The organism is Pseudomonas sp. RA_105y_Pfl2_P56, assembly GCF_963970845.1.
Taxonomy (GTDB): domain Bacteria; phylum Pseudomonadota; class Gammaproteobacteria; order Pseudomonadales; family Pseudomonadaceae; genus Aquipseudomonas; species Aquipseudomonas baetica_A.
Genome location: NZ_CAXAPL010000025.1, coordinates 49,470 through 64,590, shown reverse-complemented (window position 1 = coordinate 64,590; position 15,121 = coordinate 49,470). Strand labels below are relative to the sequence as shown.

Sequence of the window (15,121 nt, the reverse complement as noted above, 5' to 3'; positions counted from 1 at the left end):
GAATATGTCTTTCAATATCGGCCTTAGCGGTCTCTATGCAGCCAACAAACAACTGGACGTGACCGGCAATAACATCGCCAACGTTGCAACCGCCGGTTTCAAATCGTCCCGTGCAGAATTCGAAGACGTTTACTCGGCCACTCGCCTGGGTAGCGGCAGCAAGGTCATCGGTAACGGTGTGCGTCTGGCCAACGTGTCCCAGCAGTTCACCCAGGGTGACATCAACAACACCGGTAACGTGTTGGATATGGGTATCAACGGTTCGGGCTTCTTCACCATGAGCAACAATGGCTCGGTGTCCTACACCCGTGCCGGTACGTTCAAGGTCGACAATGCTGGCTTCATCACCAACACCAACTACACCTCGCGTCTGCAGGGCTACGGCGTGGATGCCAACGGCAAGGTCATCAACGGCGTACTGACCGACCTGAAGATCGACACCTCGAACCTGGCGCCAAAGTCCACCTCGCTGGTGACGTCGACCATCAACCTGGACTCGACCGCTCCGGTGATCGACGACACCGTGGCCGCCGGCAAATTCGACCCGACCAACCTCGCGACCTACACCAAATCGTTCAGCACGCCGATCTATGACAGTCAGGGCAACATGCACCCGATGGATCAGTACGTGGTCAAGACCGGTGCCAACACCTGGAAGGTCTACACCCTGGTAGACGGGCGTAACCCGGACGCTACCGGTAGCGATCCGAAGGTCACCGCGCCGACACCTTCGACCATGACGTTTGACTCCGCTGGCAAACTGACTCAGGTCAGCACGCCGCCTGGTCCGGTGATTAGCAGTGACCTGAAGCTCACCGGCTGGGTTCCTGGCAATGTGATCAATGGTACCTTCACGCCTAACGGTGCTGCGGCGAACACCGCTGGTATTACCATTTCCATGGCCAAGACCACTCAGTACAACGCTGACACCGCGCGTTCGATCCCGACTCAGGATGGTTACGCCACTGGCCAGATCACCAACCTGACCATCGACGGCACCGGTACGCTGTTCGCCAACTTCAGCAACAACCAGAGCAAGGCCATCGGCCAGGTTGCGCTGGCCAGCTTCACCAACGAACAAGGCCTGCAGGCTATTGGTGGTACTAGCTGGAAAGAGACGTTTGCTTCGGGTATCCCGGGTTACGATGCGCCGGAAACCGGTACGTTGGGTTCGGTTGTTTCCAACTCGCTGGAAGAGTCCAACGTTAACCTGACCAACGAGCTGGTTGATCTGATCAAGGGGCAGAGCAACTATCAGGCGAACGCCAAGACTATTTCGACTCAGAGCACCATCATGCAGACCATCATTCAGATGGCCTGATGCTGGTTTTTGGTTGTAAAGGAAGCCCCTCTTTTTGAGGGGCTTTTTTGTAGGTGCGAGGCCGGTTCGGTTTGGGCGGTGTGTGAGCCGACCAAGGGAGAGGGGGCAGCGAAGGCGTCCTGATGCTGCCCAACTGCTGTCAGATACACTTGACCCGAGCGTTTACTCCACCCAAAAGAAAACCCCCGACAAACCATAGGTTTGTCGGGGGTTTCTCGTTCAGGCGCCTTGCAACGCCTGACTCAGCTCAGCTTATTGGCAAGCTTCGCAATCCGGCTCGTCGATCGCGCAAGCCTTTGGCACTGGAGCTGGACCTGCAGGAGCCGCCAGAACCGAATCGTCGCCGTGGTTGCCGCCGCTGGAAACAGCGTTCAGCTTGCCGGTGTTGATGGTCGACTTCTCGGTGCTGGTCGCGGCCAGGGCACGGAGGTAGTAGGTGGTTTTCAGTCCACGGTACCAGGCCATGCGGTAGGTCACGTCGAGCTTCTTGCCCGAGGCGCCGGCGATGTACAGGTTCAGCGACTGAGCCTGGTCGATCCACTTCTGACGACGGCTGGCGGCGTCAACGATCCACTTGGTGTCCACTTCGAACGCGGTCGCGTAGAGCTCTTTGAGTTCTTGCGGGATGCGCTCGATCTGCTGCACCGAACCGTCGTAGTACTTCAGGTCGTTGATCATGACCGAGTCCCACAGACCGCGAGCCTTGAGGTCGCGAACCAGGTACGGGTTGATCACGGTGAATTCGCCCGACAGGTTCGATTTCACATACAGGTTCTGGTAAGTCGGTTCGATCGACTGCGAGACGCCAGTGATGTTGGCGATGGTCGCGGTCGGTGCGATGGCCATGATGTTGGAGTTACGAATGCCTTTTTGTACACGGGCGCGAACCGGTGCCCAGTCGAGGGTTTCGTTCAGGTCAACGTCGATGTACTTCTGGCCACGTTGCTCGATCAGGATCTGTTGCGAATCCAGTGGCAGGATGCCTTTGGACCACAGCGAACCGTTGAAGGTCTCGTAGGCACCACGCTCGTCTGCCAGGTCGCAGGACGCCTGGATCGCGTAGTAGCTGACCGCTTCCATCGACTTGTCGGCGAACTCGACGGCAGCGTCGGAACCGTAAGGGATGTGCTGCAGGTACAGCGCGTCCTGGAAGCCCATGATGCCCAGACCGACCGGACGGTGGCGGAAGTTGGAGTTCTTCGCTTGCGGCACCGAGTAGTAGTTGATGTCGATCACGTTGTCGAGCATGCGCACGGCAGTGTTCACGGTGCGTTGCAGCTTGGCGGTGTCCAGCTTGCCGTCGACGATGTGGTTCGGCAGGTTGATCGAGCCCAGGTTGCAAACGGCGATCTCGTCCTTGTTGGTGTTCAAGGTGATCTCGGTGCACAGGTTCGAGCTGTGAACCACGCCGACGTGCTGCTGCGGGCTGCGCAGGTTGCACGGGTCTTTGAACGTCAGCCATGGGTGACCGGTTTCGAACAGCATGGACAGCATTTTGCGCCACAGGTCTTTGGCCTGGATGGTCTTGAACAGCTTGATCTTGCCCGGGTACTCGGACAGCGCTTCGTAATACTCGTAGCGCTCTTCGAAAGCTTTACCGGTCAGGTCGTGCAGGTCGGGTACTTCGGATGGCGAGAACAGGGTCCATTTGCCGTCATCGAAGACGCGCTTCATGAACAGGTCAGGGATCCAGTTGGCGGTGTTCATGTCGTGGGTACGACGACGGTCATCACCGGTGTTCTTGCGCAGCTCGATGAACTCTTCGATGTCCATGTGCCAGGTTTCCAGGTAGGCACAGACAGCGCCTTTGCGCTTGCCACCCTGGTTAACGGCGACGGCGGTGTCGTTCACGACTTTGAGGAACGGAACCACGCCTTGCGACTTGCCGTTGGTGCCTTTGATGTACGAACCCAGTGCACGGACAGGCGTCCAGTCGTTACCCAGGCCACCGGCGAATTTCGACAGCATGGCGTTGTCGTGGATCGCGTGGTAAATGCCCGACAGGTCATCCGGAACGGTGGTCAGGTAGCAGCTCGACAGCTGTGGACGCAGGGTGCCGGCGTTGAACAGTGTTGGAGTCGAAGCCATGTAGTCGAACGAGGACAGCAGGTTGTAGAACTCGATCGCACGGTCTTCTTTGTTCTTCTCTTCGATGGCCAGGCCCATGGCCACGCGCATGAAGAAGATCTGCGGCAGTTCGAAACGCACGCCATCCTTGTGGATGAAGTAACGGTCGTACAGGGTTTGCAGGCCCAGGTAGGTGAATTGCTGGTCGCGCTCGTGGTTGATCGCCTTGCCCAGTTTTTCCAGGTCGAAGGTGGCCAGCACAGGGTTCAGCAGTTCGAACTCGATACCTTTGGCGACATAAGCCGGCAGTGCCTTGGCGTACAGGTCGGCCATTTCGTGGTGAGTGGCGCTTTCAGCCACACCCAGGAAGCCCAGGCCTTCGGCACGCAGGGTGTCCATCAGCAGGCGGGCGGTCACGAACGAGTAGTTCGGCTCGCGCTCAACCAGCGTACGGGCGGTCATCACCAGGGCGGTGTTGACGTCGGTCAGGGCCACGCCGTCGTACAGGTTTTTCAGGGTTTCGCGCTGGATCAGGTCGCCGTCGACTTCAGCCAGGCCTTCGCAGGCTTCGGTCACGATGGTATTCAGGCGGCCCATGTCCAGTGGCGCCAGGCTACCGTCGGTACGGGTGATGCGGATCGACGGATGAGCGTTGACTGCTTCTTCGGCCGGGGCGTGGGCAGCGCGTTCTTTCGAACGACCGTCACGGTAGATCACGTAGTCGCGAGCCACTTTCTGCTCGCCGGCACGCATCAGGGCCAGTTCGACCTGGTCCTGGATTTCTTCGATGTGGATGGTGCCGCCCGAAGGCATGCGACGCTTGAAGGTCGCGGTGACTTGTTCGGTCAGACGGGCAACGGTGTCGTGGATTCGCGACGAAGCGGCAGCGGTGCCGCCCTCAACTGCGAGAAACGCTTTGGTGATAGCGACGGTGATCTTGTCATCGGTGTAAGGAACGACAGTGCCATTACGCTTGATCACGCGCAGCTGGCCAGGCGCGGTGGCTGCCAGATCCGAAGTCGAATCAGCGGCCTGCGGCAAGGTGCCCTGCGGGTTCTCGCGAGTTGTGTCGGTTTGCATGGGTGTCTCCACGTTCTCTATGTTTGTTTGGGCACCATCACGGTGCCCACCGTTCCGTCCTGAAGCACTACAACCGGCACGTGCCGGGTATAACGACTTCGGGACAGTTCAGGAAGAAGGCCTTGTGGGCGCCGCTTCCATGCCGAAGTCTTCGGCTCGCGCGATACGCGTGAGACCGCATTCCTTTCGGGGAGCAGTTTCGCCACTGCAACACCCGTACCGTTATCGTCGTGATCGACTGAAAAACGGTAGCCATCCGCAGGCGCGGTTTGGGCTTGTAAAAATACGTTTGGTTCAACCCGACAATGGCAATAAAAAGCCTTGAATTCACTGTCCGGTTTGTGTTTGGTTTTTTACGCAAAACCCTACATGTAGGGTTTTTTTGCGAGCGGGCTACAAGATAATGCGTTTCAGGGGCAGATTGCAACGCACAGCTTGTGGATAACCCTGTGCGTAAATTGTGTGTGAAACAGGGAATTCCCGTGTAGGCCGCGAACCTGCTGAGCTAGACCGTTTGTCACTGTTTTTTCGCCTGGAAAAACGCTTCAGCGGATTTTTAAGGGCGCGAACCCTATCACAAAAAACGGCCTTGTCCGAACGCATTTACCGACTTGTGTTCTGGCTGGACGCCGTTTATACAATCGGCCCATGCGTACGCATTCTTATCCTCCGAAAAGATGACAAAAAGACCGGAGGATCCTTCCTTTATTCGTAATTCTGGCAAGCAGAGGTCACCGGTGGAGCAACAAGCCTTTCAGGTATTGATAGTCGAGGATGATCAGCGTCTGGCCGAACTCACTCGCGACTACCTGCAAGCCAATGGACTGCGCGTGGACATCGAAGGCAACGGTGCGCTGGCGGCGGCGCGGATCATCAAGGAGCAACCGGATCTGGTGATCCTCGACCTGATGCTCCCCGGCGAAGATGGCCTGAGCATCTGCCGCAAGGTGCGCGACCGTTATGACGGGCCGATTCTGATGCTTACGGCAAGAACCGACGACGCCGACCAGATCCATGGCCTCGACCTCGGCGCCGATGATTACGTGTGCAAGCCGGTACGCCCGCGACTGTTGCTGGCGCGGGTTCAGGCGTTGCTGCGACGCAGTGACACGCCCGAGCCGACCACGGAGAAATCCCGGCGCCTGCAATTCGGCCCGCTGGTGGTGGACAACGCCTTGCGCGAGGCCTGGCTGAGCGACAGCGGCATCGAGTTGACCAGCGCTGAGTTCGACCTGCTCTGGTTGTTGGTCTCCAACGCTGGGCGAATTTTGTCTCGGGAAGAAATTTTCACCGCGCTGCGCGGTATTGGCTACGACGGGCAGGACCGCTCGATCGATGTACGCATATCGCGCATCCGCCCCAAAATCGGCGACGACCCCGACCATCCGCGTCTGATCAAGACCATCCGCAGCAAAGGCTACCTGTTCGTCCCTGAGGCCTGCGCAGACCTGGCGCTGTGAACTCGATCTTCCTGCGGATCTATGGCGGCATGTGCGCAGCCTTGATTCTGGTGGCCGTGCTCGGCGTGCTCGCACTGAACCTGCTCAATCAGGTGCGCAGCGAGCAGTACCGCGAGCGCCTGGCCCATGGCACGTTCTCGCTGATGGCCGACAACCTGCAACCGATGAATGAAACCGAGCGTCATCGTGCGCTATTGGTTTGGGAGCGATTGCTCGGGATTCCGCTGGCGCTGAAGACCTTTGCCCAGACCGGCCTGGACCTCACCCAGCGCACTCGCGTACTGCGCGGCCAAGCGCTGGTCGAGCAAACCGGGCCGCATGCGGCGAAGGTCTATCGACTGGTCAGCGACAAAGAACAACTCGTACTCACCGGCGAGGTGCAACAAATCAGCGAACAACTGGCCCGGGCGACTATTTACCTGCTGGCCGATGAACTGGTGCGCGTACCGGTGGGCGAGCAGCCCAAACGGCTGGCGCAAATAAAGAATGAGAAGGGCTTCGGTTTCGATCTGCAGCTGGTCACGGTGAATGACGCCGACATGGACGAAGACCAGAGTCGCCGGGTGTCCGAGGGCGATACGGTGATGGCGTTGGGCAAGGGCGGCGATTCGATCCGCGTGTTTGCCGGCATGGTTGGTACGCCCTGGGTGCTGGAGATCGGGCCGCTGTACCAGATGAATCCGTATCCACCGCAATGGCTGGTGTTGATCGCCGCGCTCGGGCTGACCTTGATCGGCCTTATCGTTTATCTGCTGGTGCGCCAACTCGAACGCCGTTTACGTGGCCTTGAAGCAGCGGCTACGCGCATCGCCAAGGGCAGTCTGGAAACCCGCGTGCCCGCGCGCGGTGCTGACTCGGTCGGGCGACTGGCTTCGGCGTTCAATGGCATGGCCGAACACCTGCAACAGTTATTGGCGATCCAGCGTGAACTGGTGCGTGCGGTGTCCCATGAACTGCGCACGCCGGTGGCGCGGTTGCGGTTTGGCCTGGAAATGATCGGCTCGGCAACCACGCCGCAAGCCCTGGAAAAGTACCGTGAGGGCATGGATCACGACATTGAGGACCTCGATAAGTTGGTCGATGAAATGCTCACTTATGCGCGGCTGGAGCAGGGGGCGCCGGCGCTGACGTTTCAACGCATCGACCTCGACGCGTTGGTCAATCAGGTGATCGAGGAGTTGGCGCCGTTGCGCGCCGAGGTCACGGTGCAGCGTGGCTTGTGTCTGTCCGCCGCCGATAACGACGATGCCTGGGTCGAGGCCGAGCCGCGTTATCTGCATCGGGCCTTGCAGAATCTGGTGAGCAACGCCATGCGCCATGCGCGCTCGAAGGTCACGGTGAGTTATCAGGTCGGGCAACTGCGCTGTCGGGTGGATGTCGAGGATGACGGGCCGGGTGTGCCAGAAGTGGCGTGGGAGCGGATCTTCACGCCGTTTTTACGCCTGGACGACAGCCGCACCCGGGCGTCGGGTGGGCATGGGTTGGGCTTGTCGATTGTGCGACGGATCATCCATTGGCATGACGGGCGGGCCATCATTGGCAGGAGCAAGAGTCTGGGAGGGGCTTGCTTTAGCTTGAGCTGGCCGCGCAATCAGGAGCGGCGCTGAGCCTTGTGGTGGCTTGGCTGGCCAGCGATGAGGCCCTGACAGCCAATAAAGATCTTCAGGCTTTGATGCTGACCAGACTCAACAATTGCCCATCCTGCACCCCGAACTGCGCCTCCAGCTCTGTCCCGTTGCGCCATTCGCCGGACAGGTCCGTCAACAGGCGCAAACGTACCTGACCCTGTTCAGTCCACTCCAGGACTTCGGCATGCTCGAAGTAAAAGCGTTTTTGCACGATCGGGTACAACGCCTTGAACAGGCTCTCTTTCACCGAGAATGTCAGCGTGACCAGCAACGCCAATTGATCCCGCGCGCCAGCGGCCATGCGCTGCATTTCCGCCGGAGTGAGGATTTCCCCGGCCAGGCGCTCGGCGCGCTCGATGTTGAGCAGGTTTTCCAGATCCATACCCAAGCCGCGCCAATGTTGCTTATTGGCGACAATCGCTGCCGCACGGCCGGTGCTGTGGGTGATCGAGCCGCTGATGTGCGCCGGCCACACGGGGGCCCGGTCTTCGCCAATTGCTGGAACCATGCCACTCCCTTGCAACTGTTGCAGCGCCGCCCGCGCGCAGAGGCGTCCGGCGAGAAATTCGGCCTGACGCTTGGCCACCGAACGCTGAATACTTGGCGGTGGATCGATGGCGCTGCGTTGAAAGTCATCGCCGAGCAGTTGCGACGGATCGAAATGAGTGCTGAGCAGCACCGTGTCGGGCAACGCCGTCGGCAAGGGCCAGTGGGCGTCGAGCGGGGTGCAGCAAGCGGGGAGGGTTGGGGTGAGATTCATGGCGGGCATTTTGCCGGTTAGCCGAGGCAAGGTCGAGATCAATGGTGTGGCCTTCGCGAGCAAGCGTGAAGGCCACACCACGCTCAACGCTGGCTTAACCAAAGATCTTCTGGAAGAACGCTTTCATGTCCGCCCAGGACTTTTCATCCGCAGCCTTGTTGTAACCAATGTCCGGCCCTGCGTGTTCGCCATGGCTCAAGCGATCGGCATCCGGATTGGTAAAACCATGCTTGGCGCCCTCCAGACTGACGAACCTGTAGTCAGCCCCCGCCTTGTCCATTTCCGACTTGAACGCGGTGACGTTGTCCGGCGTGACCATGCTGTCCAGCGCACCATGCTCCACCAGAATTTTCGCCTTCACGCTGCCGGGCGTGGCCGGCGTCTTGGTTGCCAGCGCGACATGGAAACTCACCACACCCGCCAGCGGTACACCTTGGCGCGCCGCGTTCAACACGACGCCACCGCCGAAGCAATAGCCGATGGCTGCGAGTTTGTTCACGTCGGTCTGGGGCTGTTTTTTCAACAAGTCCAAACCGGCAGTGAAGCGTTTACTGGCGGCGTCGGCGTCCTGGGTCGCTGCCTGCATGAACGCCATCGCATCTTTCGGGTGCTCGGTATTTTTCCCTTCGCCGTACATATCAATCGCCAGCGCGCTGTAGCCGAGCTCAGCCAGGTCGCGTGCGCGGCGCTTGGCGTAATCGTTCAAGCCCCACCATTCATGCACCACGACAATGCCGGGACGGGCGCCTTTGATCGCGTCGTCGTAGGCGTAGTAACCCATCAGCTTGCTGCCGTCGGCGCTTTGGTAGGGGATTTCTTCGGTCTTGATCGCCGCGTGGGTGAGGCAGCTTGCGGCCAGCAGGGTGAGGGCGAGGAACAGGCGCATGGTCGGTCTCCATATCGAAAAGTGGTCAGAGCAGCCTAGTCGATTTGGTTCAGGTCAGGTTCAGAGAGTGTTCAGGGGCGGTACAGGACAGGGGCAGTAACCTTGCGCCATACCCAAACAGCACTGTGAAAGAGGAAATACCATGACTCGTTTAAACAAACTGCTGCTGGCATTTACCGTAATGAGCGCCAGTATCGCGGCCCATGCCGACACGACTTCGAACTTCGCCGGCCTGACCTTCGGCCAGACCAGCGACAAGATCAAAAAATCCCATGCCCTGAACGACAACCTCGATCACCCTGACGCCACTGGCGCGATCGACGGCAACAATACCTACGGCGTACGCCTCGGTCAGCAAAACAGTCAGGGTCGCTACTACGCCACCTACGACAATGTGTCGGGTTCGCACAATGGCATTAAACTGCGTCAGGAAAACCTGCTGGGTAGCTACGATCTGTTCTATCCGGTGGGCAACACCACCAAATTGTTCGGCGGTGCAACGGCCGGTTTGACCAAGCTGACTCAGGAATCGCCAGGCTACAGTCGCGACAGTGACATCGGTTATGCGGTCGGCGGCCAGTTCGGTGTTTTGCAGCAAGTGTCGCAAAACACTTCGGTAGAACTCGGTTACCGTTACCTGCGTAGCAACGCCAGCACCGAGATGAGCGAGCGCGGCGGCAGCAAACAGGGTTCGCTGGGCTTGACCAGCAGCGCCCAGACGTACCTGTCGGCCAACTACTCTTTCTGATAGAGCAGTCAGCCTGAATGTGGGAGCGGGCTTGCTCGCGAAAGCGGTGGATCAGTCAATGAAGATGACGACTGGTACATCGCCTTCGCGAGCAAGCCCGCTCCCACAGGTGTGTTGTTGGAGATTTTGATTTACCCAGGAGAGCGATATGAAACTGTTGGTCGTCGAGGATGAAGCGCTGTTGCGTCATCACCTGCAAACCCGTCTGACGGAGAGCGGTCACGTGGTCGAGTCCGTGGCCAATGCCGAAGAGGCGCTGTACCAGACCGGGCAGTTCAATTTTGACCTGGCGGTGATCGACCTCGGTCTGCCGGGCATGGGCGGCCTCGACCTGATCCGCCAGTTGCGCTCAGGCGCCAAGACCTTCCCGATCCTGATCCTCACCGCGCGCGGTAACTGGCAGGACAAGGTCGAAGGCCTGGCCGCCGGTGCTGACGACTACGTGGTCAAACCGTTCCAGTTCGAAGAACTCGACGCGCGCCTGAATGCCTTGTTGCGACGCTCCAGCGGTTTCACGCAATCGACCATCGTCGCCGGCCCGTTGCTGCTTGATCTCAATCGCAAACAGGCCACCCTCGACGAGCAACCGCTGGCGCTGACCGCCTACGAATACCGCATCCTCGAATACCTGATGCGGCACCACCAGCAAGTGGTGCCCAAGGACCGCTTGATGGAACAGCTCTATCCGGACGATGACGAGCGCGATCCGAACGTGATCGAAGTGCTGGTCGGCCGCCTGCGCCGCAAGCTCGAAGGTCCGGCCGGGTTCAAGCCAATCGACACCGTGCGTGGTCTCGGCTACCTGTTCAATGAGCGCTGCACTTGATTCGTTCCCTTCGTGTTCGCTTGATGCTCGCCGCCACCACGTTGGCGGTGTTGTTCATGCTCGCCTTGCTGCCGGCGATGCAAGGCGCGTTCAGCCTGGCGCTGCAGGATTCCATCGAGCAGCGTCTGGCGTCGGACGTCACCACGCTGATCTCCGCCGCACGCATTGAAAACGGCCGGCTGGTGATGCCTACGCAGTTGCCGGATGAGCGCTTCAACCTCACTGACCTGCGCCTGCTCGGTTACATCTACGACCGTTCAGGGCATCTGGTCTGGCGTTCGAAAGCCACCCAGGAAGAGCAGATCAACTACAAACCGCGTTATGACGGCCTCGGCAACGAGTTCGCGCGGATTCGCGAGGCCAGCGGCCAGGAATTCTTCGTCTACGACGTGGAAGTCAAACTGCTCGGCGGCAAAAGCGCTGCGTTCAGCATCGTTGCCTTGCAACCGGTGCGCGAGTACGAAAGCACCCTTGAAGGCCTGCGCGAAAATCTTTACCTGGGTTTCGGCGCCGCCTTGCTGGTACTGCTGGCGCTGTTGTGGATCGGTCTGACCTGGGGCCTTAAAGCCTTGCGCCAACTCAGTCAGGAACTCGATGAAATCGAAGGCGGCACCCGCGAAAGCCTCACCGAACAACACCCGCGTGAACTGCTGCGACTGACCGGTTCGCTCAACCGCTTGCTGCTCAGTGAGCGCCAGCAACGCAGCCGCTATCGCGACTCTCTCGATGACCTGGCCCACAGTCTGAAAACGCCGCTGGCGGTGCTGCAAGGCGTCAGCGAGGACATGGCTCAACGTCCCGAAGAACGCGATCAGGCCTGGGTGCTGCAAAGCCAGATCGAACGCATGAGCCAACAGATCAGCTATCAACTGCAGCGCGCGAGTTTGCGCAAAAGCGGACTGGTGCGGCATCAGGTGCGCTTGCAACCGGTGCTCAAAAGCCTGTGCGACACGCTGGACAAGGTCTACCGCGACAAGCGTGTGCGGGTGGCATTCGATCTGCCTGAGCATTGTTATGTACCGATCGAGCAGGGCGCCTTGCTGGAGATGATGGGTAACTTGCTGGAAAACGCCTATCGCCTGTGCCTGGGCGAAGTGCGCATCAGCGTGCGCGAGACCCTGGCCGGGGTTGAGTTGTGCGTCGAAGATGACGGCCCGGGCGTACCGCCGGATCAGCGTGCGCGGATTCTTGAGCGTGGCGAGCGGCTGGATCGTCAGCATCCGGGGCAGGGGATTGGCTTGGCGGTGGTCAAGGACATTATCGAGAGTTACAACGCCAAGTTGATGCTGGGGGATTCGCCGATGGGCGGGGCGGCGTTCAGGATTCATTTTCCTCCCGCTTGATCGCTGTCCTTTCTGGCTCCTTCGCGAGCAAGCCCCACAGGGGGAGCCTTGAACGCCACACAACCTTGTGGGAGCGGGCTTGCTCGCGAAGGCGTCCGTGCAGCCCACGCAAGGCGTACTGATACCGCTACGCCAGAATCATCAATGTCATGCTCAACGATTTGGCCGGGCTGATCTATTGCTCTTAATGCTCCTGCGCCCGATAAGCCCCCGGCGTCAGCCCTGTCCATTTCTTGAACGCGCGGTGAAACGCCGACGGTTCGGAAAACCCCAGTTGTTCGGCAATCTGCTGCAACGACAGATCCGCCCGCCCCAAATGGTAGATGGCGATATCCCGCCGCAACTGATCTTTCAACTCCTGAAAACTGCTGCCTTCCTCGCGCAAATGCCGACGCAGGGTCTGCGGGCTGATGTGCAGGTGCGCGGCCACCGCTTCCAGATCCGGCCAGTTCGCCGTGTCGCGGCTGAGCAAGCGACGCAAGCGGCTGCTCAGGCTGTCGCCGTCATCCGGGCGTGACAGCAGATCCGCCGGGGAGCGTTCGAGGAAATGCTTGAGGGTGCGTTCGTCCTGCAGCAAGGGCATGGGCAGGTAGCGACTGTGAAACAGCAGGCTGCTTTGCGCGGTGCCGAACGTCGTGGGGCAGGGGAACAGCAGATCGTATTCAGCGCCATGCGCCGGTTTCGCATAGCTGAACGTGGCGTGTTCCAGGCGAATGCGCTGGCCGATCAGCCAACTGCCCAGGCGATGCCAGATCACCAGCAGGCTCTCGCTGAGAAAGTGATCCGGGTCCCATAGCTGCGAATCGTCAAGGCTCAGCCGCACCCATTCGTCTTCGCGGCTCAGGGTCAGGCGCGGGGCTTGGGGGAACAGGCTGTAGAACAATAAACCGCGTTGCAGGGCTTTCTCCAGGTTGCGGCAATGAATCGAGGCGTGGCACATCATGGCGAAGCTGCCGGGTTTGCTTGGTGCGTTACCCAGTCCCAGGTACTCGTCGTCCAGCACCAGCCACAGTGCCTGGATCAAACGGGTGAACTGCTCCGGGGCAATGCGTGCACGAGGCTCGTCGAGCAATTCAGGGCTGATCCCCAGTTGCTGCAACAGGCCCGAATAGTCGAACCCTGAGCGACGTGCGCCGCCGAGGGCGGCACGGGCGAAATGGCTGGCAATGGTGCGTTCGCGCATAAGCGGCAAATCCTTTCTCAGGCGCCGGATGGTAGCCGGGGTCCATCAAGGGCAACAAGGCGGATTTCCGCCAAATTGTAGGACGAGAAGCGGTGGGTTGGCGGAAATCCGCCAGGGCAGGGGCGACGAACGCTGACATCGATGAGCCTGCAATCCCTGATATCAAAAGGCTTGCCGCGAAATGCACCAACGTGGCACGACGCTTGCGATAGGAGTGTCAGAAGCGTGCGTTGATCCGCAGGATAAAGCGCCATTCGACACAACAAATCCCTCCAGTGCAGGAGGGTTCGCAATTTAAGGTTTTGCGGACAACAGATGGATGTTGCCCAGCGAGACGCTTGAGGACACTTGCAATGACGACTCGTCAGCCACTGTATAAATCCCTGTATTTCCAGGTGATCGTTGCCATCGCCATCGGCATTCTGGTCGGTCACTTCTATCCGCAGACCGGTGTGGCGCTCAAGCCGCTGGGTGACGGGTTCATCAAACTGATCAAAATGGTCATCGCGCCGATCATCTTCTGTACCGTTGTCAGCGGTATCGCGGGTATGCAGAGCATGAAGTCGGTGGGCAAGACCGGCGGCTACGCGCTGTTGTACTTCGAAGTGGTTTCCACCATCGCCTTGCTGATCGGTCTGGTGGTGGTCAACGTTGTGCAGCCGGGCGCCGGCATGCACATCGACGTGACAACGCTGGATGCCTCGAAAATCGCCTCCTATGTCACGGCCAGTAAAGACCAGAGCATCGTCGGTTTCCTGCTTAACGTCATCCCGAACACCATTGTCGGTGCATTCGCCACTGGCGATATCCTGCAAGTGCTGATGTTCTCGGTGATTTTCGGTTACGCCCTGCATCGCCTCGGTTCCTACGGCCGTCCGCTGCTGGACCTGATTGATCGCTTCGCGCATGTGATGTTCAACATCATCAACATGATCATGAAACTGGCGCCGCTCGGTGCGCTGGGTGCCATGGCCTTCACCATCGGTGCTTACGGTGTCGGCTCGCTGGTACAGTTGGGTCAACTGATGATCTGCTTCTACATCACCTGCGTACTGTTCGTCGTCGTGGTGCTGGGCTCCATCTGCCGCGCGCATGGTTTCAGCGTGTTGAAACTGGTTCGCTACATCCGTGAAGAACTGCTGATCGTGCTGGGTACTTCCTCGTCCGAGTCGGCGCTGCCACGCATGCTGATCAAGATGGAGCGTCTGGGCGCGAAGAAATCCGTTGTGGGTCTGGTGATCCCGACCGGTTACTCGTTCAACCTCGACGGTACTTCGATCTACCTGACCATGGCGGCCGTGTTCATCGCTCAAGCGACCGACACCCACATGGACATCACTCACCAGATCACCCTGCTGCTGGTGCTGCTGCTGTCCTCCAAAGGCGCTGCCGGTGTCACCGGTTCGGGCTTCATCGTGCTGGCGGCCACGCTGTCGGCGGTCGGTCACCTGCCGGTGGCCGGTCTGGCGCTGATCCTGGGTATCGACCGCTTCATGTCCGAAGCTCGCGCGCTGACCAACCTGGTCGGCAACGCCGTTGCCACCCTCGTTGTGGCCAAGTGGGTGAATGAGCTGGACACCGACGTGCTGCAATCCGAGCTGGCCTCGGGCGGTCGTGGTATCTCCGATGTGCGTGAAGAAGATGACCTGGGTGTGGCTGAAGGCCCAACCCCTAACAGCGTCAGCTAACTCGTGCTTGCATGAAAAAACCCGCTTCGGCGGGTTTTTTTTGGCCTGCGATTTGAGCACAACGGTCATGTTTACTGACACATCCGGTGATTGCCGCATGGCGGTTAGCTGCCTAGGCTGAGTGCATCGCA

Annotated in this window: 11 protein-coding genes; 7 read left to right on the top strand and 4 right to left on the bottom strand. The window is 59.5% G+C overall.

Annotated elements, in window-relative coordinates:
- Positions 1-4 precede the first annotated feature (4 nt).
- On the top strand, positions 5-1,321 hold the full coding sequence (flgE, locus tag AACY11_RS17870) for a flagellar hook protein FlgE (protein ID WP_339430857.1): 1,317 nt from the start codon (positions 5-7) through the stop codon (positions 1,319-1,321).
- 252 nt (positions 1,322-1,573) lie between these two features.
- Here the strand turns inward: flgE and AACY11_RS17865 are convergent, their stop codons facing one another.
- Positions 1,574-4,468 carry a ribonucleoside-diphosphate reductase subunit alpha gene (locus tag AACY11_RS17865; RefSeq protein ID WP_339495440.1) on the bottom strand — a complete coding sequence of 965 codons (2,895 nt, stop codon included), beginning with the start codon at positions 4,466-4,468 and terminating at the stop codon, positions 1,574-1,576.
- Between the two features lie 737 nt (positions 4,469-5,205).
- Here AACY11_RS17865 and AACY11_RS17860 point away from each other — a divergent pair.
- Positions 5,206-5,928 (top strand): response regulator, encoded by a 723-nt coding sequence (locus AACY11_RS17860; protein WP_339430855.1) that lies wholly within the window; start codon positions 5,206-5,208, stop codon positions 5,926-5,928.
- On the top strand, positions 5,925-7,535 hold the full coding sequence (locus AACY11_RS17855; protein WP_221733034.1) for an ATP-binding protein: 1,611 nt from the start codon (positions 5,925-5,927) through the stop codon (positions 7,533-7,535). Before AACY11_RS17860 ends, AACY11_RS17855 begins: the two co-directional genes overlap by 4 nt.
- Positions 7,536-7,590: 55 nt before the next feature.
- Here the strand turns inward: AACY11_RS17855 and AACY11_RS17850 are convergent, their stop codons facing one another.
- Together AACY11_RS17850 and AACY11_RS17845 are read right to left on the bottom strand one after the other, a co-directional pair.
- Positions 7,591-8,316, bottom strand: coding sequence for a 4'-phosphopantetheinyl transferase family protein (locus tag AACY11_RS17850; RefSeq protein WP_339495439.1), 726 nt, complete (start codon positions 8,314-8,316; stop codon positions 7,591-7,593).
- Positions 8,317-8,410: 94 nt separating this feature from the next.
- The gene (locus tag AACY11_RS17845) at positions 8,411-9,202 is read right to left on the bottom strand and encodes a dienelactone hydrolase family protein (protein WP_339495438.1); all 792 of its coding nucleotides are present in this window, start codon (positions 9,200-9,202) and stop codon (positions 8,411-8,413) included.
- Positions 9,203-9,344: 142 nt separating this feature from the next.
- Here AACY11_RS17845 and AACY11_RS17840 point away from each other — a divergent pair, with 142 nt between their 5' ends.
- From AACY11_RS17840 to AACY11_RS17830, 3 genes are all read left to right on the top strand, one after another.
- Positions 9,345-9,950 (top strand): hypothetical protein, encoded by a 606-nt coding sequence (locus AACY11_RS17840; RefSeq protein ID WP_339430851.1) that lies wholly within the window; start codon positions 9,345-9,347, stop codon positions 9,948-9,950.
- 148 nt (positions 9,951-10,098) lie between these two features.
- Positions 10,099-10,776, top strand: coding sequence for a response regulator transcription factor (locus AACY11_RS17835; RefSeq protein ID WP_339430850.1), 678 nt, complete (start codon positions 10,099-10,101; stop codon positions 10,774-10,776).
- Positions 10,773-12,119, top strand: coding sequence for an ATP-binding protein (locus AACY11_RS17830; RefSeq protein WP_339495437.1), 1,347 nt, complete (start codon positions 10,773-10,775; stop codon positions 12,117-12,119). The genes AACY11_RS17835 and AACY11_RS17830 overlap by 4 nt, the downstream gene beginning before the upstream one ends.
- Positions 12,120-12,303: 184 nt before the next feature.
- On the opposite strand, the gene AACY11_RS17825 is transcribed toward AACY11_RS17830, so the two are convergent.
- Positions 12,304-13,302: an AraC family transcriptional regulator gene (locus AACY11_RS17825; RefSeq protein ID WP_339464077.1), complete on the bottom strand. Its 999-nt coding sequence runs from the start codon at positions 13,300-13,302 to the stop codon at positions 12,304-12,306.
- A 353-nt stretch (positions 13,303-13,655) separates the two neighbouring features.
- Here AACY11_RS17825 and AACY11_RS17820 point away from each other — a divergent pair, with 353 nt between their 5' ends.
- Entirely contained in the window at positions 13,656-14,990 is a 1,335-nt protein-coding gene (locus tag AACY11_RS17820; RefSeq protein ID WP_339430846.1) for a dicarboxylate/amino acid:cation symporter, read from the top strand.
- Positions 14,991-15,121: the final 131 nt, after the last annotated feature.